Annotated in this window: 15 protein-coding genes; 7 read left to right on the top strand and 8 right to left on the bottom strand. The window is 63.2% G+C overall.

Features of this window, described 5'->3' with window-relative positions:
• A partial coding sequence (locus F6S12_RS22975; protein ID WP_315869354.1) for a chromosome segregation SMC family protein occupies positions 1-914 on the bottom strand: 914 nt, incomplete at its 3' end.
• A gap of 2 nt (positions 915-916) precedes the next feature.
• A complete protein-coding gene (locus F6S12_RS22970; protein WP_011060210.1) occupies positions 917-1,576 on the bottom strand; it encodes a GntR family transcriptional regulator in 660 nt (219 codons plus the stop codon).
• A gap of 266 nt (positions 1,577-1,842) precedes the next feature.
• Between F6S12_RS22970 and xdhA the strand changes: the two genes are divergently transcribed.
• The 4 genes from xdhA (at position 1,843) to guaD (ending at position 7,946) form a co-directional block, all read left to right on the top strand.
• Positions 1,843-3,297, top strand: coding sequence for a xanthine dehydrogenase small subunit (gene xdhA / locus F6S12_RS22965; RefSeq protein WP_019095887.1), 1,455 nt, complete (start codon positions 1,843-1,845; stop codon positions 3,295-3,297).
• Entirely contained in the window at positions 3,290-5,689 is a 2,400-nt protein-coding gene (xdhB, locus tag F6S12_RS22960) for a xanthine dehydrogenase molybdopterin binding subunit (RefSeq protein WP_011060208.1), read from the top strand. Before xdhA ends, xdhB begins: the two co-directional genes overlap by 8 nt.
• An 85-nt stretch (positions 5,690-5,774) precedes the next feature.
• Entirely contained in the window at positions 5,775-6,617 is an 843-nt protein-coding gene (xdhC, locus tag F6S12_RS22955; RefSeq protein ID WP_011060207.1) for a xanthine dehydrogenase accessory protein XdhC, read from the top strand.
• A 24-nt stretch (positions 6,618-6,641) separates the two neighbouring features.
• Positions 6,642-7,946, top strand: a complete 1,305-nt coding sequence (gene guaD, locus F6S12_RS22950; protein WP_041116876.1) for a guanine deaminase — start codon at positions 6,642-6,644, stop codon at positions 7,944-7,946.
• Between the two features lie 83 nt (positions 7,947-8,029).
• On the opposite strand, the gene F6S12_RS22945 is transcribed toward guaD, so the two are convergent.
• The 3 genes from F6S12_RS22945 to F6S12_RS22935 form a co-directional block, all read right to left on the bottom strand.
• Positions 8,030-8,863: a hypothetical protein gene (locus F6S12_RS22945; RefSeq protein ID WP_015634766.1), complete on the bottom strand. Its 834-nt coding sequence runs from the start codon at positions 8,861-8,863 to the stop codon at positions 8,030-8,032.
• A 148-nt stretch (positions 8,864-9,011) separates the two neighbouring features.
• Positions 9,012-9,962 carry a LysR family transcriptional regulator gene (locus tag F6S12_RS22940; RefSeq protein ID WP_015634765.1) on the bottom strand — a complete coding sequence of 317 codons (951 nt, stop codon included), beginning with the start codon at positions 9,960-9,962 and terminating at the stop codon, positions 9,012-9,014.
• A gap of 208 nt (positions 9,963-10,170) precedes the next feature.
• Entirely contained in the window at positions 10,171-10,935 is a 765-nt protein-coding gene (locus F6S12_RS22935) for a GntR family transcriptional regulator (protein ID WP_011060203.1), read from the bottom strand.
• 319 nt (positions 10,936-11,254) lie between these two features.
• On the opposite strand from F6S12_RS22935, the gene F6S12_RS22930 reads away from it, so the two are divergent.
• Positions 11,255-12,445, top strand: coding sequence for a benzoate/H(+) symporter BenE family transporter (locus F6S12_RS22930; protein WP_015634764.1), 1,191 nt, complete (start codon positions 11,255-11,257; stop codon positions 12,443-12,445).
• A gap of 190 nt (positions 12,446-12,635) precedes the next feature.
• Here F6S12_RS22930 and F6S12_RS22925 read toward each other — a convergent pair whose 3' ends face one another.
• On the bottom strand, positions 12,636-12,980 hold the full coding sequence (locus tag F6S12_RS22925) for a YggL family protein (RefSeq protein WP_152686057.1): 345 nt from the start codon (positions 12,978-12,980) through the stop codon (positions 12,636-12,638).
• Positions 12,981-13,214: 234 nt separating this feature from the next.
• Here F6S12_RS22925 and dacB point away from each other — a divergent pair, with 234 nt between their 5' ends.
• Positions 13,215-14,675, top strand: coding sequence for a D-alanyl-D-alanine carboxypeptidase/D-alanyl-D-alanine-endopeptidase (gene dacB / locus F6S12_RS22920; RefSeq protein ID WP_311167856.1), 1,461 nt, complete (start codon positions 13,215-13,217; stop codon positions 14,673-14,675).
• 42 nt (positions 14,676-14,717) lie between these two features.
• Here the strand turns inward: dacB and F6S12_RS22915 are convergent, their stop codons facing one another.
• Positions 14,718-17,117, bottom strand: a complete 2,400-nt coding sequence (locus F6S12_RS22915; RefSeq protein ID WP_015634762.1) for a diguanylate cyclase — start codon at positions 17,115-17,117, stop codon at positions 14,718-14,720.
• Positions 17,118-17,253: 136 nt separating this feature from the next.
• Positions 17,254-19,518: a bifunctional 23S rRNA (guanine(2069)-N(7))-methyltransferase RlmK/23S rRNA (guanine(2445)-N(2))-methyltransferase RlmL gene (rlmKL, locus tag F6S12_RS22910; protein ID WP_015634761.1), complete on the bottom strand. Its 2,265-nt coding sequence runs from the start codon at positions 19,516-19,518 to the stop codon at positions 17,254-17,256.
• 544 nt (positions 19,519-20,062) lie between these two features.
• On the opposite strand from rlmKL, the gene rmf reads away from it, so the two are divergent.
• Positions 20,063-20,244, top strand: a 182-nt coding sequence (rmf, locus tag F6S12_RS22905) for a ribosome modulation factor (protein ID WP_315869353.1), incomplete at its 3' end; no start/stop codon positions are given.

The following is a 20,244-nucleotide window of genomic DNA, read 5'->3' as shown; positions in this document are numbered from 1 at the left end:
TGCTCGACCCGGGCGATGTCACCGCCCACCGAATAGAAGCGCCCCTGCACCAGATTGAAGCGTTCGGAGAGCTCGTGGTGCCCGTCGCGAAAGCGTTCGATGGCGGCATCGGCGTTGCGCTGCTCGGCCACCAGGGCCTCGAAGCTGACTTCCTGGCTACCGATCACCGACTCGCGCTGGCCCACCTGCTCATTCAGGGCTTGCCAGCGCAGGGCCGACAGTTGCGCCTTGAGCTGGCGCTCCTCGGCCTTGTACTCCTGATACTTCTCGGCGGCCTGGGCCTGGCGATGCAAGCGTTCGAGCTGACGCTCCAGCTCTTCGCGCAGGTCGGTCAGGCGGGCGAGGTTCTCGTGGGTGCGGCGGATGCGGTTTTCCGTCTCGCGCCGGCGCTCCTTGTACTTGGAGATGCCCGCGGCTTCCTCGATGAAGTTGCGCAAATCCTCGGGCTTGGCTTCGATCAGCTTGGAGATCATGCCCTGCTCGATGATCGAGTAGCTGCGTGGCCCCAGGCCGGTGCCGAGGAAGATGTCGGTGATATCCCGACGGCGACATTTGGCGCCGTTGAGGAAATAACTGTTCTGGCTGTCGCGGGTCACCTTGCGGCGAATGGAGATTTCCGCATAGGCGGCGTACTCGCCCACCAGGGTGCCATCGGAGTTGTCGAACACCAGTTCGATGCTGGCCTGGCTCACCGGCTTGCGGCTGGTGGAGCCGTTGAAGATGACGTCGGTCATCGACTCGCCGCGCAGGTTCTTCGCCGAACTTTCGCCCATGACCCAGCGCACGGCGTCGATGATGTTCGACTTGCCGCAGCCATTGGGCCCGACCACCGCCGCCATGTTACTGGGGAAGTTCACCGTGGTCGGATCGACGAAGGACTTGAACCCCGCCAGCTTGATGCACTTGAGTCGCACGTTTACGCATCCGCCAACGCAGATACCACCAGATCGCTGCTGCGCTCGGCGTAGGCCGTCAGCACCTGGCGGATCTGCACCAGGTCACGGGCCAATACCGCGGCCAGCAATTGCTCGAACAACGCCAGGTACTCGCTCATGGACGCCTTGCGCTGGTCCAGCGCCAGGTAATAGGCGCGGCTCATGGCCGGCTGCAGGTTCTCGACAGTCTCCTGCAGGTAGGGGTTGTTGGCGAACGGATAGGCCGCGCGCATCACGCTGAAGCTGTCTTCGACGAAGGCGCGGATGTCCTGGCGTTCATAGGCACTCTCCAGGCGCTGCTGGATCTGCAGGAATGGCGTCATGTCGCTCTGCTGTGTCCAGCCGCTGGCCACCGAGTTGCCCAGCAGGATGTACAGCTCGCTCATCAGCGTGCACAGGCTGCGGACCTTGTGCTCGGTGAGCTCGGTCACATGGGCACCACGGCGCGGCAAGATGGCGATCAGATGGCGGCGCTCGAGGATCAGCAAGGCCTCGCGGACCGAACCACGGCTGACATTGAGGGCCAAGGTGACCTTCTGTTCCTGAATGCGCTCCCCAGGCTTGAGATCCCCGCGAATGATACGTTCGGCGAGGTGGTGAGCAATTTGCTCGGCGAGGCTGTCCGGCGCCTTGAACGTCATGGTTTTCCTTCAAAATCTTTAATCGGCACAAGCCGCGCAGTGTAGCGCAATTGCCACTTCATCGCGGAGTGCCCAAGGGGCGGAATTTGGCATGAAATAAGCAAATTGACCGTGATCCGAGCAATTTTCCATAGCCGTTCATACTTGAATTGTTGGAGTCGAAAATTTCCTGACCTTGAAGTCAGAAAATCATTGACCGAAAAGTCAGACATGACTAAATTCGGCTGACGTCGGTTAACAACAATAATGAGTCTGCGAGGCCTTCCGTGATCCAGTTTTTACTCAACCAGGAACTCCGTAGCGAGCATGCCCTGGACCCCAACCTGACCGTGCTCAACTATCTGCGCGAGCACCTGGGCAAGCCCGGCACCAAGGAAGGCTGCGCCAGCGGCGACTGCGGCGCCTGCACCGTGGTGGTGGGCGAGTTGCAGACGGATGCGCAAGGCGGCGAAAGCATTCGCTATCGCAGCCTCAACTCGTGCCTGACCTTCGTTTCCTCCCTGCACGGCAAGCACCTGATCAGCGTCGAAGGCCTCAAGCACCAGGGGCAACTGCACAGCGTGCAGCAGGCCATGGTCGACTGCCACGGCTCGCAGTGCGGCTTCTGCACCCCGGGCTTCGTCATGTCGCTGTTCGCCCTGCAGAAAAACAGCAGCCAGCCCGACGCCCACAAGGCCCATGAAGCCCTGGCCGGCAACCTCTGCCGCTGCACTGGCTACCGGCCGATCCTCGCCGCCGCCGAGCAGGCCTGCTGTGGTGGGCAGAGCGATCAGTTCGATGCGCGCCAGGCCGAGACCATCAGCCGCCTCAAGGCCATTGCGCCCAAGGACACCGGTGAGCTCAACAGTGGCGACAAGCGCTGCCTGGTGCCGCTGACGGTGGCTGATCTGGCCGACCTTTATGACGCCTACCCGCAAGCCCGGCTGCTGGCCGGCGGCACCGACCTGGCCCTGGAGGTGACCCAGTTCCACCGCACCCTGCCGGTGATGATCTACGTCGGCAACATTGCCCAGATGAAGCGCATCGAGCACTTCGACGATCGCCTGGAAATCGGCGCCGCCACCGCCCTCACCGACTGCTACGACGCCCTGCGCGCCGAGTACCCGGACTTCGGCGAACTGCTGCAGCGCTTCGCCTCGCTGCAGATCCGCAACCAGGGCACCCTGGGCGGCAACATCGGCAACGCCTCGCCCATCGGCGACTCGCCGCCGCTGCTGATTGCCCTGGGCGCGCAGATCGTCCTGTGCAAGGGCGAAGTGCGCCGCACCCTGGCCCTGGAAGACTATTTCATCGATTACCGGGTCACCGCCCGCCAGGAAAGCGAGTTCATCGAGAAGATCATCGTGCCCCGGGCCAGCGCCGAACGGCTGTTCCGCGCCTACAAGGTCTCCAAGCGCCTGGACGACGACATTTCCGCGGTCTGCGCGGCTTTCAACCTGCGCATCGACAACGGCGTGGTCAGCGATGCGCGCATCGCCTTCGGCGGCATGGCGGCGATCCCCAAGCGCGCCAAGAGCTGCGAAGCCGCACTGATCGGCGCGCCCTGGAATCAATCGAGCATCGAGCGGGCCTGCGCCGCCCTGGCAGAAGACTTCACCCCGCTCTCGGATTTTCGCGCCAGCAAGGAATACCGCCTGCTGAGCGCGCAGAACCTGCTGCGCAAATACTTCATCGAACTGCATGCACCGCACATCGAGACCCGGGTGACCGCTTATGTCTAATCATCACAAGGTCGAGAAGACCCAGGCCGAACTCACGGCCCTGTTTCACCAGGACCTGACCAGCGGCGTCGGCCGCAGCGTCAAGCACGACAGCGCCGACAAACATGTGTCCGGCGAAGCGGTGTACATCGACGACCGCCTGGAATTCCCCAACCAGTTGCACGTCTACGCGCGACTGTCGGACCGGGCACACGCCAAGGTCATCAGCATCGACACCGCCCCCTGCTACGCCTTCGAAGGCGTGCGCATCGCCATTACCCACGAGGACATTCCCGGCCTCAAGGATATCGGCCCGCTGCTGCCCGGCGACCCGCTGCTGGCCATCGACACCGTGGAGTTCGTCGGCCAGCCGGTGCTGGCGGTGGCCGCCAGGGACCTGGAAACCGCGCGCAAGGCGGCCATGGCCGCGATCATCGAATACGAAGACCTGGAGCCGGTGCTCGACGTGGTCGAGGCCCTGCGCAAGCGCCACTTCGTGCTGGACAGCCACACCCACCAGCGCGGCGACTCGGCCAGCGCCCTGGCCAGTGCCGAGCACCGCATCCAGGGCACGCTGCACATCGGCGGCCAGGAACACTTCTACCTGGAAACCCAGATCTCCTCGGTGATGCCCACCGAAGACGGCGGCATGATCGTCTACTGCTCGACCCAGAACCCCACCGAAGTGCAGAAGCTGGTGGCGGAAGTGCTGGACGTCTCGATGAACAAGATAGTGGTGGACATGCGGCGCATGGGCGGCGGCTTCGGCGGCAAGGAAACCCAGGCCGCCAGCCCCGCCTGCCTGTGCGCGGTGGTGGCACGCCTGACCGGCCAGCCGACCAAGATGCGCCTGCCACGGGTCGAAGACATGCTGATGACCGGCAAGCGCCACCCTTTCTACGTCGAATACGACGTGGGCTTCGACAGCAGCGGGCGCCTGCACGGCATCCAGCTGGAACTGGCGGGCAACTGCGGCTGTTCACCGGACCTCTCGGCATCCATCGTCGACCGTGCCATGTTCCACTCCGACAACTCGTACTACCTGGGCGATGCCACCATCAACGGCCACCGCTGCAAGACCAACACTGCGTCGAACACTGCCTATCGCGGCTTCGGTGGCCCGCAGGGCATGGTCGCCATCGAGGAGGTGATGGACGCCATCGCCCGCCATCTGCACCTGGACCCTCTGGCGGTACGCAAGGCCAACTACTACGGCAAGACCGAGCGCAACGTCACCCACTACTACCAGACCGTCGAGCACAACATGCTCGAGGAAATGACCGCCGAACTGGAAGCCAGCAGCCAGTACGCCGAGCGCCGCGAAGCCATCCGCCTGTACAACGCCAACAGCCCGATCCTGAAAAAGGGCCTGGCACTGACCCCGGTGAAATTCGGCATTTCCTTCACCGCCAGCTTCCTCAACCAGGCCGGCGCGCTGATCCATGTCTACACCGACGGCAGCATCCACCTGAACCACGGCGGCACCGAAATGGGCCAGGGCCTGAACATCAAGGTGGCGCAAGTGGTGGCCGAGGTGTTCCAGGTGAACATCGACCGGGTGCAGATCACCGCCACCAATACCGACAAGGTGCCCAATACCTCGCCCACCGCCGCTTCCAGTGGTGCCGACCTGAACGGCAAGGCCGCGCAGAACGCGGCGCAGACCATCAAGAACCGCCTGGTGGAATTTGCCGCGCGCAAGTATCAGGTCAGCGAAGAAGACGTGGAGTTCCACAACGGCCATGTGCGTGTCCGCGAGCATATCCTGACCTTCGAGGAACTGATCCAGCAGGCCTATTTTGCCCAGGTGTCGCTCTCCAGCACCGGCTTCTACAAGACCCCGAAAATCTACTACGACCGTGCCCAGGCCCGGGGCCGGCCGTTCTACTACTTCGCCTTCGGCGCGGCCTGCGCCGAGGTGATAGTCGACACCCTGACCGGCGAGTACAAGATGCTGCGCACCGACATCCTGCATGACGTCGGCGCCTCGCTGAACCCGGCCATCGACATCGGCCAGGTCGAGGGCGGCTACATCCAGGGCATGGGCTGGCTGACCACCGAGGAACTGGTGTGGAACACCAAGGGCAAGCTGATGACCTGCGGCCCGGCCAGCTACAAGATCCCGGCAGTGGCCGACATGCCCCTGGACCTGCGAGTCAAGCTGGTGGAAAACCGCAAGAACCCGGAAGACACGGTGTTCCATTCCAAGGCCGTGGGCGAACCGCCGTTCATGCTGGGTATCGCCGCCTGGTGCGCGATCAAGGATGCGGTGGCGAGCCTCGGCGACTACCGCCACCAGCCGCAGATCGATGCGCCGGCGACACCGGAGCGAGTGTTGTGGGGCTGCGAGCAGATGCGTCGCTTGCAGGTGACCAGGGCCGCGGACCCGCAAGCCGAGCTGGCGCCGCTGTAACGGCCCGCGTCGGCAAGCCGGCTCCTGCAGGAGCCGGCTTGCCGAGGAAGAGGCCCACACAGACAACCAAGATGTCGAGGTGAACATGTACAACTGGATCAGCGCCCTCGCCGACCTGCAGACCCAGGGTGAACCCTGCGTGCTGGTGACCATCATCGAGGAGCTCGGCTCGACGCCGCGCAATGCCGGCTCGAAAATGGTGGTCAGCGCCACCCAGGCCTTCGACACCATTGGCGGCGGGCACCTGGAATACAAGGCCATGCAGATCGCCCGGGACATGCTCGCTGCCGGCAAGCAGGCGACCCATCTGCAGCGCTTCAGCCTCGGCGCCAGCCTCGGTCAGTGCTGCGGCGGTGCCACGGTGCTGCTGTTCGAACCCATGGGCCAGGTGCAGGCGCAGATCGCCGTGTTCGGTGCCGGGCATGTCGGCCGCGCGCTGGTGCCACTGCTGGCCAGCCTGCCCTGCCGGGTACGCTGGATCGATTCCCGGGAGCAGGAGTTTCCCGAGCAGATCCCCCCTGGAGTACGCAAGATCGTCAGCGAAGAACCGGTGGACGAAATCGACAATCTGCCCGCCGGCAGCTATTGCATCGTCATGACCCATAATCACCAGCTGGACCTGGAGTTGACCGCGGCCCTGCTCAAGCGCAACGATTTCACCTATTTCGGCCTGATCGGCTCGAAGACCAAACGGGTCAAGTTCGAACACCGCCTGCGTGACCGCGGTTTCGACGCCGAAACCTTGCAGCGCATGCGCTGCCCGATGGGGCTCGGCGAAGTCAAAGGCAAGTTGCCTGTGGAAATCGCCATCTCCATTGCCGGCGAGATCATCGCCACCTATAACGCCCATTTCGGCCAGCCCAGCGCCAGTGCCGAACCCATTGCCAAACTGCTGCCGGTATCACGCCGCAGCCAGGCTGCAAACTGACACGCCACACACTGAGAATCCCCCATGCCTTTGACTCGCAAAGCCTACCGTGCCGCCATCCTGCACAGCATCGCCGACCCGGCCGAAGTCGGCATCGAAGCCTCCTATGAGTACTTCGAAGACGGCCTGCTGGTAGTAGAAAACGGCCGGATCAGTGCCCTCGGCCACGCCAGCGAACTGCTGCCCGGTCTGCCCGCCGGGGTGCAGGTCGAGCACTATCCCGATGCCCTGATCACACCGGGCTTCATCGACACCCATATCCACCTGCCGCAGACCGGCATGGTGGGCGCCTATGGCGAGCAGTTGCTGGACTGGCTCAACACCTACACCTTCCCCTGCGAAAGCCAGTTCGCCGACCCGGATCACGCCAATGAAGTGGCGGACATCTTCATCAAGGAACTGCTGCGCAACGGCACCACCACCGCCCTGGTGTTCGGCAGCGTGCATCCGCAGTCGGTCAATGCCTTCTTTGCCGCCGCCGAGAAGCTTGACCTGCGGATGATCGCCGGCAAGGTGATGATGGACCGCAATGCCCCGGACTACCTGACCGACACCGCCGAATCCGGCTACCAGGAAAGCAAGGCGCTGATCGAGCGCTGGCACGGCAAAGGCCGCCTGCACTACGCAGTCACCCCGCGCTTCGCCCCCACCAGCACCCCGGAGCAACTGACCCTGGCCGGCCAGTTGCTGACCGAATACCCCGACCTCTACATGCAGACCCACATCAGTGAGAACCTGCAGGAAATCCAATGGGTCAAGGAGCTGTTCCCGGAGCGCAAGGGTTACCTGGACGTGTACGACCACTACCAGTTGCTCGGCGAGCGTTCGGTGTTCGCCCACGGCGTGCACCTGTGCGACGACGAATGCGCACGCCTGGCTGAAACCGGTTCGGCCGTGGCCTTCTGCCCCACCTCGAACTTCTTTCTCGGCAGCGGCCTGTTCAACCTGCCGATGGCGGAAAAGCACAAGCTCAATGTCGGCCTGGGCACCGACGTCGGTGGCGGCACCAGCTTCTCGCTGCTGCAGACCCTCAACGAGGCCTACAAGGTCATGCAACTGCAAGGCGCGCGCCTGAGCCCGTTCAAGTCGCTGTATCTGGCCACCCTCGGCGGCGCCCGGGCCCTGCGCCTGGAAGACAAGATCGGCACCCTGCATCCGGGCACCGACGCCGACTTCCTGGTCCTCGACTACCACGCCACTCCGCTGCTCAGCTACCGCCTCAAGCAAGCCAACAGCATTGCCGAAACCCTGTTCGTGCTGATGACCCTGGGCGACGATCGCACCGTGCTGCAGACCTTTGCCGCCGGCCAGCAGGTCCACCAGCGCTAACCCCGGAAAATGAAAATCCCCCGTTCGCCAGACGCGTACGGGGGATTTTTTTGCCTGCATCCAGGCCCGGACTGCGGGCGAGCCTAGAAGGTCACTTCCATGTTCAGGGTCGGTGTCGAGGTGCGGCTGCCACGGCCGCCGTCCACCCCGAACTTGTTGTGCCAGTACTCGTAGCCGACACCCAGATACAGGTTGGGCTTGACGTTCTTGCCCGGCAGCACTGCCACCATCAACGAGGTACGCATCAGGGTTTCAGGGGCAGTGTCGCGGTAGTTGTAGTCGTGGCCCTTCTCCCCGGTGTAGTTGACGAAACCCTGGAACTTGGCAGCGTGGGTGCCGACTTCGAAAGGTCGCATCCAGGCCAGGTTGAGCAGGTAGGTGTCGTCGAAGGTGTGATCCGGGTCCTTGGCCCCGGGGATCCCGGAATGGTTGTTTTCCTTGTAGTACAGCAGGCTCAGGTCCAGCACCCCGACGGTGTTGAACTTAAGGGTCGGGCCGAAGACCAGGGCACGCTTTTTCGCCGACCCCAGGTTGTTGTTGCGGCTGGCGTCAAAACCCATGGTCAGCGCGTAGTCCTTGATCAGGCCGGTGCCCAGCGGCGTGTCCAATACCCGGGAGGAATAGAGCTGGTGGCGATAGACCCCGTAGACCTCGCTGCTGCCCTTGTTGGTGCCCTTGCGCGGGTCGTCGTTGTCGGAGAGCAGCACATCCAGGTGCAGGTAGTTGCTGCCGTACTGGTAACCGCTGGCGTGGGTGAAGCTGTAGATGCGCTTGCTGATGTAGTGCGGGTTGTTCGGGTTGGTGAACTCCTTGCCGTATCGAAAGCCGACGCTATTGTTCATCCACTCGAGGGCGGCCGCTTCCCCTGCTCCGATCATGCTCATCAGCAGGGTTGCGCCTTGTAGTGCCTTTTTCATTTTTATTATGTCCTGTGGCGGTGTGGCTTTAGGCAGCTTCGCTGGCTGCCGACCGCACGCAGTATCGACACAAGCGCTACAGCGCCCAAAGCACAGAATATCGACCAGGGCGCTGCCGAAATGGCAACACAGGCCCAGGAGGCCGGACTCAGAGCACCGGCTGGCCGAAGGCGCGCTCGGCCCGTTCGCGAAGAGCGATCTCCTCACTGAGCAAATGCGCCAGCGCCTCCACCGCGCTGGGCAGGTCGCGCCCGCTGCGGGCGTAGAGCCCCAGGTCGCTGTAGATGCCGCCCTGGTCGCTCAGGGGAATATGCAACAGCTCACCCTTTTGCAGATCCGCCTCGACCCCGACCCGGGTCTGGAACGCCACCCCCATGTTGTGCCGGGCCATCTGCCGCGCCAGCTCCATGGAGTTGCTCTGCAGCGGCGGTTTGTCCAGCAGGCCCAGACGCTTGTGCAGCGGCGCCAGCAGGTGATGGATCGACAGCTCGCTCTTGGCCAGGATCAGCCCGTGCTCGGCACAGGTGGCGAAATTGACGCTGCCGCGCTCGGCCAGCGGGTGGTCCGGGCTGACCAGCGCCCCGAGGCGGAAATGCCCGACACTCAACTGGCGGATTTCCGCGGCCCGTGGCACAGCAAAGGCCAGGCCCAGGTCGGCGCGGCTGTTGATCAGGGCCTGGGGAATGGATTGCGAACCCTGCACGGTCACACCGATGGTCACTTGCGGGTAGTGATCACGCATGCGCTTGAGCACCGAGGGCAGCAGATCCACCGTGGCACCTTCGGCGGTGGCGATCTCGACGTGGCCGCTTTTCAAGCCGCGCAAGGCGTCGAACTCCAGGCGCACCCGCTCCAGGTCCTGCAACACCAGGTTGGCGTGACGGCTGAGAATCTCCCCGGCCATGGTCAGGCGCAGGCCGCCGGGCAAGCGCTCGAACAGCGGCGCGCCGATCTCGTCCTCGATCTTGAGAATCTGCCGGTTCACTGCCGAGGACGCGACATTCAAGCGCCGGGCAGCCTCGCGGATCGAGCGGCAGCGCCGGACCATGTCGAAATAGTGGATCGCGGAGGAATGAATACGTAGCGTTCTGCCGCTCATGCCGCGGGCTCCTTTCGCAGGGCGAGAGGCGAGCCTTGGCCGACTGCTGCCGGGCCATGCGCCTCGAAGCAGGCACTGTATACAATCTGAAACAAAAACCGCAACAAAATGCCCAAGCCAAGGCCCGGCAAGGGGCCGCAGAAACAAGAATCCCTCGCTCCGTGCAGCACACGAAGCGAGGGATTGCTTGAAACGCAAGGCTTGCAGCTTAGAGCTTGGCGCTTGGCCGCCCCGGTTTCTTGGTCTGCAGCAAGTGCGAGAACACCGCATGCAGGTCGTCCGAGGCACTTTCCTCGTCGAGGTTGAGCTTGCTGTCGATGTGGTCCATGTGGTGCATCATCAGGTTCACCGCCAGCTCGCCGTCCCGGGCTTCGATGGCATCGATCAGTTGGGTGTGCTCATCGTAGGAGCAGTGCGAACGGTTACCGCTTTCGTACTGGGCAATGATCAGCGAGGTCTGGGACACCAGGCTGCGCTGGAAGCTGATCAGCGGGGCATTCTTCGCCGCTTCCGCCAGCTTCAGGTGAAACTCCCCGGAAAGGCGGATACCGGCACCACGATCGCCGCGGGAAAAGCTGTCGCGTTCCTCGTTGACCATCTGCCGCAACTCCAGCAACTGCTCGGCAGTGGCATGCTGCACGGCCAGTTCGGTAATGGCCCGCTCCACCAGGCGCCGGGCGAGAAATACCTGGCGGGCTTCCTCGACGCTCGGGCTGGCGACGACCGCGCCACGGTTGGGCCGCAGCAGGACCACGCCTTCATGGGCCAGGCGCGACAGCGCGCGACGGATGATGGTCCGACTGACTCCGAAAATCTCCCCCAGCGCCTCTTCGCTCAATTTGGTGCCCGGCGCCAGGCGCTGCTCGAGGATGGCCTCAAAGATGTGCGCGTAGACAATATCGTCCTGGGTTCCGCTGCGACCGGCTTTGCCTGCTCGCGGTTGTTTCTTGAGAGGTTGCAACTGTTCGTTCATGGGCACTCGGGTCGGGAGGACTGCGGCGATTTCAGCGTGACTTTAATACGCCACGGTGGGTCGCTGGCAAGTATCGCGTTAAAACAGGGGCACATTGTACACAACCCATGGCCATCACTAGCAAAAAGTGTTGTCGGGCCCGCGACTTGTTCAACGACTGTACGGCTATTTGTAGTCACGGCTGTATTGCAATGCAAAGTTACTTTTAAGTTTAGGCTTGGACCTTGACCCCCATTACTGGCCCATTGCTCGAGCCCGCCTCGATCAATGCGCGCCGGATGTGGTTTTTTGCGTCTTTCAAGAACAAGGAACAGCAGTAATGTCCGATGCCACTCCCGCGCAGCTACGCCCTCTGGCCGACACTTCGCCGTCTGCCATAGTGGCCGGCTTCATCGCCATGATGACCGGCTATACCAGCTCCCTGGTGCTGATGTTCCAGGCCGGGCAGGCCGCCGGGCTGACCAGCGGTCAGATTTCCTCGTGGATCTGGGCCATTTCCATCGGCATGGCGGTGTGCAGCATCGGCCTCTCCCTGCGCTATCGCACCCCCATCACCATCGCCTGGTCGACCCCCGGCGCCGCCCTGCTGATCACCAGCCTGTCCGGAGTGACCTACGGCGAAGCCATCGGCGCCTATATCACCTGCGCCGTGCTGGTGACCCTGTGCGGCCTGACAGGCAGCTTCGAGCGGCTGATGAAAAAGATCCCGGCGTCCCTGGCGGCGGCCCTGCTGGCGGGGATCCTGTTCAAGATCGGCAGTGAAATCTTCGTCGCCGCCCAGCACCGCACCGGCCTGGTGCTGGGCATGTTCCTCACCTACCTGGTGGTCAAGCGCCTGTCGCCGCGCTATGCGGTACTGGCTGCGCTGCTGATCGGTACGGCCTTGTCCGGGGCCATGGGCCTGCTGGACTTCAGCGGCTTTCACCTGGAAGTGGCGACCCCGGTCTGGACCACACCGCACTTCTCCCTGGCCGCCACCATCAGCATCGGCATTCCGCTGTTCGTGGTGGCCATGACCTCGCAGAACATGCCGGGGATCGCCGTGCTGCGGGCCGACGGCTACAACGTCCCGGCTTCGCCGCTGATCACCGCCACCGGGTTGGCCTCGCTGCTGCTGGCGCCCTTCGGCTCCCATGGCATCAACCTGGCGGCCATCAGTGCCGCCATCTGCACCGGCCCCCATGCCCATGAGGATCACAGCAAGCGCTACACCGCGGCGGTGTGGTGCGGGATTTTCTACGGCATCGCCGGGGTCTTCGGCGCCACCCTGGCGGCGCTGTTCGCCGCCCTGCCCAAGGAGCTGGTGCTGTCCATCGCGGCCCTGGCGCTGTTCGGTTCGATTATCAACGGCCTGAGCATCGCCATGAGCGAAGTGAAGGAACGGGAAGCGGCGCTGATCACCTTCATGGTCACGGCGTCGGGGCTGACGCTGTTCTCCATCGGCTCGGCGTTCTGGGGAATTGTTGCCGGGGTGGTGACCCTGATGATCCTGAACTGGCGCAGCGCCTGAAGGGCTTCGCTGGCAAGCCGGCTTCTACACCGACCGGCGCTCGCTCACGCGTCGGCTTGCCGGCGAACGGCGCCCACGACAACGCCCGGGGCTGGCCCGTGGCAGAGGCAAGGATACAAAGGGGAAAATCGACAGGTTGCCCTCGGGCAACAACGCATGAGCGACCCGGACGGGTCGCTCATGCATGACATCACACGACTGGGTTGATCGCGTTGTCCGGGTACCACACGTCCAGCAGCGGGCTGACTTCAACGGTGGTCAGCTCGGTGCGCGCCTTGAGCCAGGCTTCAACGGTGGCACGTTGCTCTTCGCTGACGGAACCGCGCTTGCTCAGGCAAACCAGACCGAAGTCGTCGCCGCCTACATAGCCCAGGCCGTTGGCTTCCATCGCTTCTTTGAGGAATGCGTCGAGGAAAGCGTCGATAGCTTCGTCAGCCAGACCTTCTTTGAAATCCAGGTTCAGCTCAAAACCCAGCTCCTGAAATTCATCTACGCAGAGTTTTTTGCGCAGACGGCGGGAACGGTTAGTGGCCATGGAACAATCCTCATAAGTAATAACGGGCGGCACTTTACCAGTTTAGGCAGGCGATTGCCTGACTCTATGAGGATGCAACCCTGCCATTGGTAAAAAAAATACCGCCCCAGCGGCCCGTGGCACGGCACAAGCCGCTATACCTTGGGGCATAATGCCGACACTTTCATGACCACTGAGGGATTTTATCTGCATGCCCTCGCCTTTTTTCCCCTCGACTGCAGGGTTCCATTTCATATGATCAAATCGTTGCGTCCTCTGTTGCTGGCCAGTGTTTTTCTCCCCCTGGCCTTTCCCGTTTCCGCGGCTCCGGTCAACACCACCCTGACCCCCAAGGTCCAGCAAGCCCTCAAAGCCAGCAAACTTCCGGATAACGCCCTGTCCCTGGTGATGATTCCCCTGAACGGCCCCGGCACCCCGACCATCTTCAACGCCGATGTATCGGTGAACCCGGCCTCCACCATGAAACTGGTGACCACCTACGCAGCCCTGGAAATGCTCGGCCCGACCCACCAGTGGAAAACCGAGTTCTACACCGACGGCACCCTCAGCGGCGGCATCCTCAATGGCAACCTGTACCTCAAGGGCGGCGGCGACCCCAAGCTGAACATGGAGAAGCTCTGGCTGCTGATGCGTGACCTGCGGGCCAATGGCGTACAGCAAGTCACTGGCGATCTGGTGCTGGACCGCAACTTCTTCGTGCAGCCGCAACTGCCGGAATTCAATGACGATGGCAACGACGAGAACAAGCCGTTCCTGGTCAAGCCGGACGCCCTGATGGTCAACCTCAAGGCCCTGCGCTTCGTTGCCCGCAATGACTCAGGACGGGTCCTGGTTTCGGTGGAGCCGCCGATCGCCAAGATCCGCATCGACAACCAGGTCAAGGCGGTCAACACCAAGCAGTGCACTGGAGACGTGCGCTACAACCCCGTCACCCAGGGCGATGGCAGCGTGATCGTGACCGTCGGCGGGCAGTTGGGTGATGGCTGCAGTTCCCAGACTTACCTGTCGCTGCTGGACCACGCCACCTACACCGCCGGCGCGGTGCGGGCGATCTGGAGCGAGCTGGGCGGCAGCATCCAGGGCCAGGATCGCCTGGCCGTGGTACCCAAGGATGCCAAGGTCCTGGCCCGCGCCTTCTCCCCAGACCTCGCGGAAATCATCCGCGACATCAACAAATACAGTAACAACACCATGGCCCAGCAGTTGTTCCTGAGCCTGGGGGCCAAGTACCGCAACGAAGCCGATGGCGACGACGCCAAGGCAGCCCAGCGTGTGGTGCGCCAATGGCTGGCGAAGAAAGGCATCACCTCGCCACACCTGGTGATGGAGAACGGTTCCGGCCTGTCGCGTGCCGAGCGGGTCAGTGCCCGGGAAATGGCCGGCCTGCTGCAAGCGGCGTGGAAGAGCCCCTACGCCGCCGAGTTCATCAGCTCGATGCCGATCGCCGGCATGGATGGCACCATGCGCAAGCGCCTCAAGCGCACCGCCATGTCTGGTGAGGCGCACATCAAGACCGGCACCCTGAACACCGTACGCGCCATCGCCGGCTACAGCCGCGACGACAACGGCAATACCTGGGCGGTGGTGGCAATCCTCAACGATCCACGGCCATTCGGCGCCTCTTCGGTGCTCGACCAGGTCCTGCTGGACCTGTACCGCCAGCCGAAACTGGCGACCAGCGCTTCGGTGCTGTAAGGAGCGACGCTGGCGGCGGCAAGCCTTGCGCGCCGCCAGTGTTCACGGCTGTTCCATCAGGACCCGGTCCCGCCCCGCCTGCTTGGCGGCATAGACCGCAGAGTCGGCCCGCAGCAGCAGCTCATCTGCACCCTCCCCCGCACGCCAACTGGCGATACCGAAACTGGCGGTGACACTCTCCACCGGCCCGATCGGCGAACTACGCACACCGTGCCACAGCTCCTGCGCCAGAATCAGCGCTTGCTGGCCGCTGGTGTCCGGGCACAGGACCATGAACTCCTCTCCCCCCAGACGGCAGAAGACGTCGATGCGCCGCAGGCGCCGGCCGATGCGCTCGCACAACCCGCGCAGCACCTGATCCCCCACCCCGTGACCGTACTGATCGTTGATCCGCTTGAAATGGTCGATGTCCAGCATGATCACCGCCATGACGCCACCACCTCGCTCCAGGCGGTGCATCTCGGCCTGTAGCCGCTCCTGGAAATAGCGTCGGTTGTGGATACCGGTCAGGGAGTCGGTGACCGACAATGCCCGCAGTTCCTCCTCGACCCGCTTGAGATCGGAGATATCCGATATATAGCCGTGCCAGAGCACACCGCCGCCCCGCAGGCTTTCCGGGCTCGCTGCACCGCGCATCCAGCGCACCCCCCGCTGCGGCAGGCAGACCCGGTACTCCTCGCGCCAGGGACTGAGCTGCTGCGCCGAAACCCGGATCGACTCACGCACCCGCTCCACATCCTCAGGATGGATGCGCTCGAATGCCGCCTCGGCATCCTGCTGCAGCAGTTGCGGCTCGATCTCGTAGATCTCGCGCAGGCCATCGCTGGCATAGGGAAAACTGGTATGCCCGTCGGCGTCCAGCTTGAACTGATAGATCCCGCCGGGCACGTGGGCGCTGAGCCGCTGCAGCAAGCGGTCACGGGCGGCCAGGGCTTCATGCACGCGCTTGCGTTCGGTGATATCGATGCAGATGGCCAGATGGCCGATCCACAACCCCTGGTCGTCGAGCACCGGGGTGGCCAGCATGTTGACTTGCAGATGGCTGCCGTCACGCCGTACCAGGGTCCATTCCCGGGCCTCATGCCCGCCGGCCATGCCCTCTTCCACCAACATCGCCTGGGACACCGGGATGGCTTTGCCGTAACGCTGGGTGAGGCTCTGGGCCCAGCTTTCCAATTCTTCGGGCAAATGCAGGCTTTCCAGGGTCAGGTGCCCCACCGCCTCACTGCTGCTGTAGCCGAGCATCTGCTCGGCCCCGGCATTGAAAGTGCTGATCACTCCGCGCAGGTCGGTGGCAATGATCGCTACCTGAGTGGCGGCATTGAGCACGCAGCGCAACTGGCTGTGGGTGCCGCGCAACGCCTGCTCGCTGCTACGCAGCTCCTCGGTGCGCTGCTCCACCAGGGCCAGAGCCCGCTGACGCTGGCTGACCAGGACGTAGAGCAAGGCGCTGAGCAGCAGGCTGAGCATGCCGCCAAGAATCACCAGGCTACCCAGGGCTGAATGGTTGGCGTGCAGGAAGGCCGCGCTGGGGCGGATGTCCACCTGATAGTCCCGGTCCGCCAGGCGCAGCAGGCGGCTGGCGGTCAGGCTGCTGCTGATGGGCGGGTTGTTCGACTCGTAGAGCACCTCGTGCTGGCCCTCGGTGGACAGGTCGAGAATCCGCACCGACAGGTTATCGCTGGCAGGAACCGGCAGGCCGTCCGCCACCAGTTGCCGCAGGCTGATGATCGCCAGAACATAGCCGTAGGGCCGGTCCTGGGGGCCGGAAGCATCCTGCGCGCGCCTGACCGGCGCCGCCAACAGCACCCCTCGCGCATAGGCCTGGTCCACGGCCACCAGTTGCAAAGGCGGAGAGACCGCCAGGCCATTGAGTTCCCGAGCACGTTCCAGGGTGGCTCGGCGCAGGGGTTGAGCCAGGAGGTCGTAACCCAGGGGCGACCCCAGGGGGCTCTGGGTCTGGCTGTACAGCACCGGCGCGTAGTCATCGTGCTCGCCGGCCGGCTCCATCTGGCCCGTGGCATTCAACTGCAAAATGGAAAACCCCGGCAGCCCCTGATCGCGAATCGACTGCTCGAACCCCGGGCGCTGGGCGCGGCTCACCAGAGGCGCCCAGGCATAGGCCTGGGTGCGGCGTAACAAGGGTTTGGCGTAGCCATCGAAATCCTGGCGGGTCACCAGGTCGGAATTGACAAAGAAGCGCCGCAAGCCGTCCAGGCGTTGTTCCTGGTCTTGAAAGCGTTCTTCGATGCGGCTGTAGCGTTCGCCGGCCAGCAACTGGAAGCGCTGGCGCACCTGCTGCTTGTTCAGGCTGTAGGTGGACCACGCCAAGAGCCCGGTGAGGATGCCGCCCGCAACCAGGACCAGCACCGCCACCAGCCAGGCAGATACCTCTTCACTTATGAAACCCAGGATTTTCGGGCGTACAACATGCAGAGGCATAAGCAGAACTCATCACGCCAGCGAGTTTGGGCATCATCCGGACCAAGTGTGAGTTATAGCTATTAGCCACTAATTTGACCAGCGCTAAACAGCCCCCGAAACCTGAAAAAACAGGCCTCGGGGACATATCCGGCCATCAGCGTGCGGTGACTTTCCAGGCACGGTGGATTTTGCCGTTGCGGGCGAAATCCGGATCGATGGTTTTCGCCGTGATTTCCTCGATCTGGTAGCGCGCGGCGAGGTTTTCATCCAGCTGGAACTTGCGGAAGTTGTTGGAGAAATACAGCACGCCCCCCGGCGCCAGGCGTGCCATGGCCAGGTCCAGCAACTGCACCTGGTCACGCTGCACGTCGAACACCCCTTCCATGCGCTTGGAGTTGGAGAAGGTCGGCGGGTCGATGAAGATCAAGTCGAACTCGTCACGGCAGCTGTCCAGCCAGGCCATCACATCGCCTTGCTCCAGGCGGTTCTTGTCGGAGAAACCGTTGAGCGAGAAATTGCGGCGTGCCCAGTCCAGATAGGTTTTCGACAGGTCGACGCTGGTGGTGCTGCGCGCGCCGCCCTTGGCCGCGTGCACACTGGCGGTGGCGGTGTAGCAGAACAGGTTGAGGAAACGCTTGCCCGCCGCCTCTTGCTGAATACGCATGCGCATCGGCCGGTGATCGAGAAACAGCCCGGTATCCAGGTAGTCGGTAAGGTTCACCAGTAGCTTGATCCCGCCTTCACGAACTTCGGTGAACTGGCCCTGGGCACTCTGGCGCTCGTACTGCTTGGTGCCGCTCTGGCGCTCGCGACGCTTGATCACCACCCGGCTCTTGTCGACATTCAACGCCTGGGGAATCGCCGCCAGGGCATCGAACAGACGTGCCTGGGCCTTTTCTGGGTCCACCGATTTGGGCGCCGCGTATTCCTGCACGTGCACCCAATCCTGGTAGAGGTCGATGGCCAGGGAGTATTCCGGCATGTCGGCATCGTAGACACGGTAGCACTCGATGCCCTCGCGCTTGGCCCACTTGCCCAGTTGCTTGAGGTTCTTTTGCAGGCGGTTGGCGAACATCTGCCCGCCCTCGCTCAGGCGCGCCTGTTCGACCACGGGAGCAGGAGCCGGGGCCGGCTTGATCGGGTTGCCATTCTTGTTGTACTGGCGCACGGGTACTTCGTCCGCGGCGGCCTGGGCCTGCTCGCGTTCCACCTGGCGCTGCTCGGCGGTGCGGCGCTCGCCGGTGACGAACTGATCCGGCAGGACCTTGATCAGCAGCAGCTTGCAGGGCAAGGCGCCGTTCCAGAACGAGTACTGTTTGTGGCTGCGGATGCCCATGCGCTTGCCCAGGTCCGGGGCGCCGGTGAACACCGCCGCTTCCCAGTTCAGGCAGGCCTGGCGCAGGCGCTCGCCGAGGTTCTGGTAGAGGTACAGCAGGCTGGCTTCGTCACCCAGGCGCTCGCCGTAGGGTGGGTTGCAGATCACCAGGCCTTTCTGGTTCTGGTCCGGGCGCGGCTCGAAGGTGCCCACTTCGCCCTGGTAGATCTTGATCCACTCGCTCAGGCCGGCGCGCTCTACGTTGTTGCGGCCGGGCTGGATCAGACGCGGGTCGGCTTCGTAGCCGCGGATCCACAGCGGTGGCTTGGCCAGGCCGGCCTGGGCCCGGGCCAGCGCTTCGTCGTGCAGCTTGCGCCACAGCGCCGGCACGTGGCCGAGCCAGGCGGTGAAGCCCCATTGTTCACGCTTGAGATTGGGGGCGATGTCCGCGGCAATCATCGCCGCCTCCACCAGGAAGGTGCCCACGCCACACATCGGGTCGGCCAGGGCGCCGCCTTCGGCAGCGATGCGCGGCCAGCCGGAACGGATCAGGATCGCCGCCGCCAGGTTTTCCTTGAGCGGCGCGGCGCCTTGCTGCAGGCGGTAGCCGCGCTGGTGCAGGCTGTGGCCGGAGAGGTCCAGGGAGAGGATGGCTTCGCCGCGGTCCAGGCGCAGGTGGATGCGCAGGTCGGGGTTGAGCTTGTCCACCGAAGGGCGCTCGCCGGTCGGAGTGCGCAGCTTGTCGACAATGGCGTCCTTGACCTTCAGGGCGCCGAAGTGGGTGTTGTCGATGCCCGAGCCATGGCCGCTGAACTCCACGGCCAGGGTGCCGTCGGCCAGCATGTGGTCCTGCCAGTCGACATCCAGCACGCCGTGGTAGAGATCCTCGGCGTCCTTCATCGGGAAGCGCTTGAGCACCAGCAGCACCCGGTTGGCCAGGCGCGACCACAAGCACAGGCGATAGGCCGTCTCCATGTCGGCCATGCCGCGCACGGCAGAAGTGTGCTCACGCGCTTGCTCAAGGCCAAGCCCGACGGCTTCCTCGATCAGCAGGCCTTCAAGGCCTTTGGGACAGGTGAGGAAGATTTCGTAACGATCCGACATGGGAATACCAGGGCCTTTAGCAATAAGTGAACGGGCAACGCATCGCCCGTTCGGTTTTCAATCAAGCGCTTTTCTTCAAGAGCGCTCGTGTGGCGCGAAACTGCGCCGTCCCACCCCGGCAGGCTGGCTTTCTTGCAGGGCAAAAGAGCTTAGAGGCCGGGACAGATAAAAAGTCAGGGCAACAAAATGACATAAGTCGACCCTTCGTCGAATAGTAGTTGAGTGCAACCGTTCGACATTCTCACTAAAGCATTAACCTCATCATCTAGTGAGAGGCTGATCACAGGGGGCTTTGCGTGACAGGCACGATACAAAACCGCCCCAGGCTTATGGCCTGGACAGCATTATCGTTACGTCCTTATGACAAAACGATCATTCACTTGCTGTGACCTATTGGTTAGAACTCAACACAGGTTGGCGCCGCAACGGCGTCAACATCAAGGCTCGCGACGCCGGCAGCGAGCACCAACGGCAGAAGCAATCTGCCCGACCTCAACGAAGGTCGACGGGACATAAAGCAGTCAACAAGTGAGGGAAACACCCTATGAGAAGACTAAAGCGTGATCCGTTGGAAAAAGCGTTTTTACGCGGATATCAGTATGGCGTTAATGGCAAGTCCCGTGAGCTTTGCCCATTTACTCTACCGTCGGTACGCCAAGCCTGGATTAACGGCTGGCGAGAAGGACGCGGCGACAACTGGGACGGTATGACAGGCACTGCGGGCAT

Source organism: Pseudomonas sp. JV245A (genome assembly GCF_032424515.1).
GTDB lineage: Bacteria > Pseudomonadota > Gammaproteobacteria > Pseudomonadales > Pseudomonadaceae > Aquipseudomonas > Aquipseudomonas protegens.
This window is presented reverse-complemented; position numbering and strand designations above follow the sequence as displayed.

Coding starts and splice junctions, on each gene's coding strand:
- rlmKL (WP_015634761.1), bottom strand. CDS start 19,518: ATGTCGGATCGTTACGAAATCTTCCTCACCTGTCCCAAAGGCCTTGAA.
- guaD (WP_041116876.1), top strand. CDS start 6,642: ATGCCTTTGACTCGCAAAGCCTACCGTGCCGCCATCCTGCACAGCATC.
- xdhB (WP_011060208.1), top strand. CDS start 3,290: ATGTCTAATCATCACAAGGTCGAGAAGACCCAGGCCGAACTCACGGCC.
- F6S12_RS22935 (WP_011060203.1), bottom strand. CDS start 10,935: ATGAACGAACAGTTGCAACCTCTCAAGAAACAACCGCGAGCAGGCAAA.
- F6S12_RS22930 (WP_015634764.1), top strand. CDS start 11,255: ATGTCCGATGCCACTCCCGCGCAGCTACGCCCTCTGGCCGACACTTCG.
- F6S12_RS22970 (WP_011060210.1), bottom strand. CDS start 1,576: ATGACGTTCAAGGCGCCGGACAGCCTCGCCGAGCAAATTGCTCACCAC.
- F6S12_RS22940 (WP_015634765.1), bottom strand. CDS start 9,962: ATGAGCGGCAGAACGCTACGTATTCATTCCTCCGCGATCCACTATTTC.
- xdhC (WP_011060207.1), top strand. CDS start 5,775: ATGTACAACTGGATCAGCGCCCTCGCCGACCTGCAGACCCAGGGTGAA.
- dacB (WP_311167856.1), top strand. CDS start 13,215: ATGATCAAATCGTTGCGTCCTCTGTTGCTGGCCAGTGTTTTTCTCCCC.
- F6S12_RS22925 (WP_152686057.1), bottom strand. CDS start 12,980: ATGGCCACTAACCGTTCCCGCCGTCTGCGCAAAAAACTCTGCGTAGAT.
- F6S12_RS22945 (WP_015634766.1), bottom strand. CDS start 8,863: ATGAAAAAGGCACTACAAGGCGCAACCCTGCTGATGAGCATGATCGGA.
- F6S12_RS22915 (WP_015634762.1), bottom strand. CDS start 17,117: ATGCCTCTGCATGTTGTACGCCCGAAAATCCTGGGTTTCATAAGTGAA.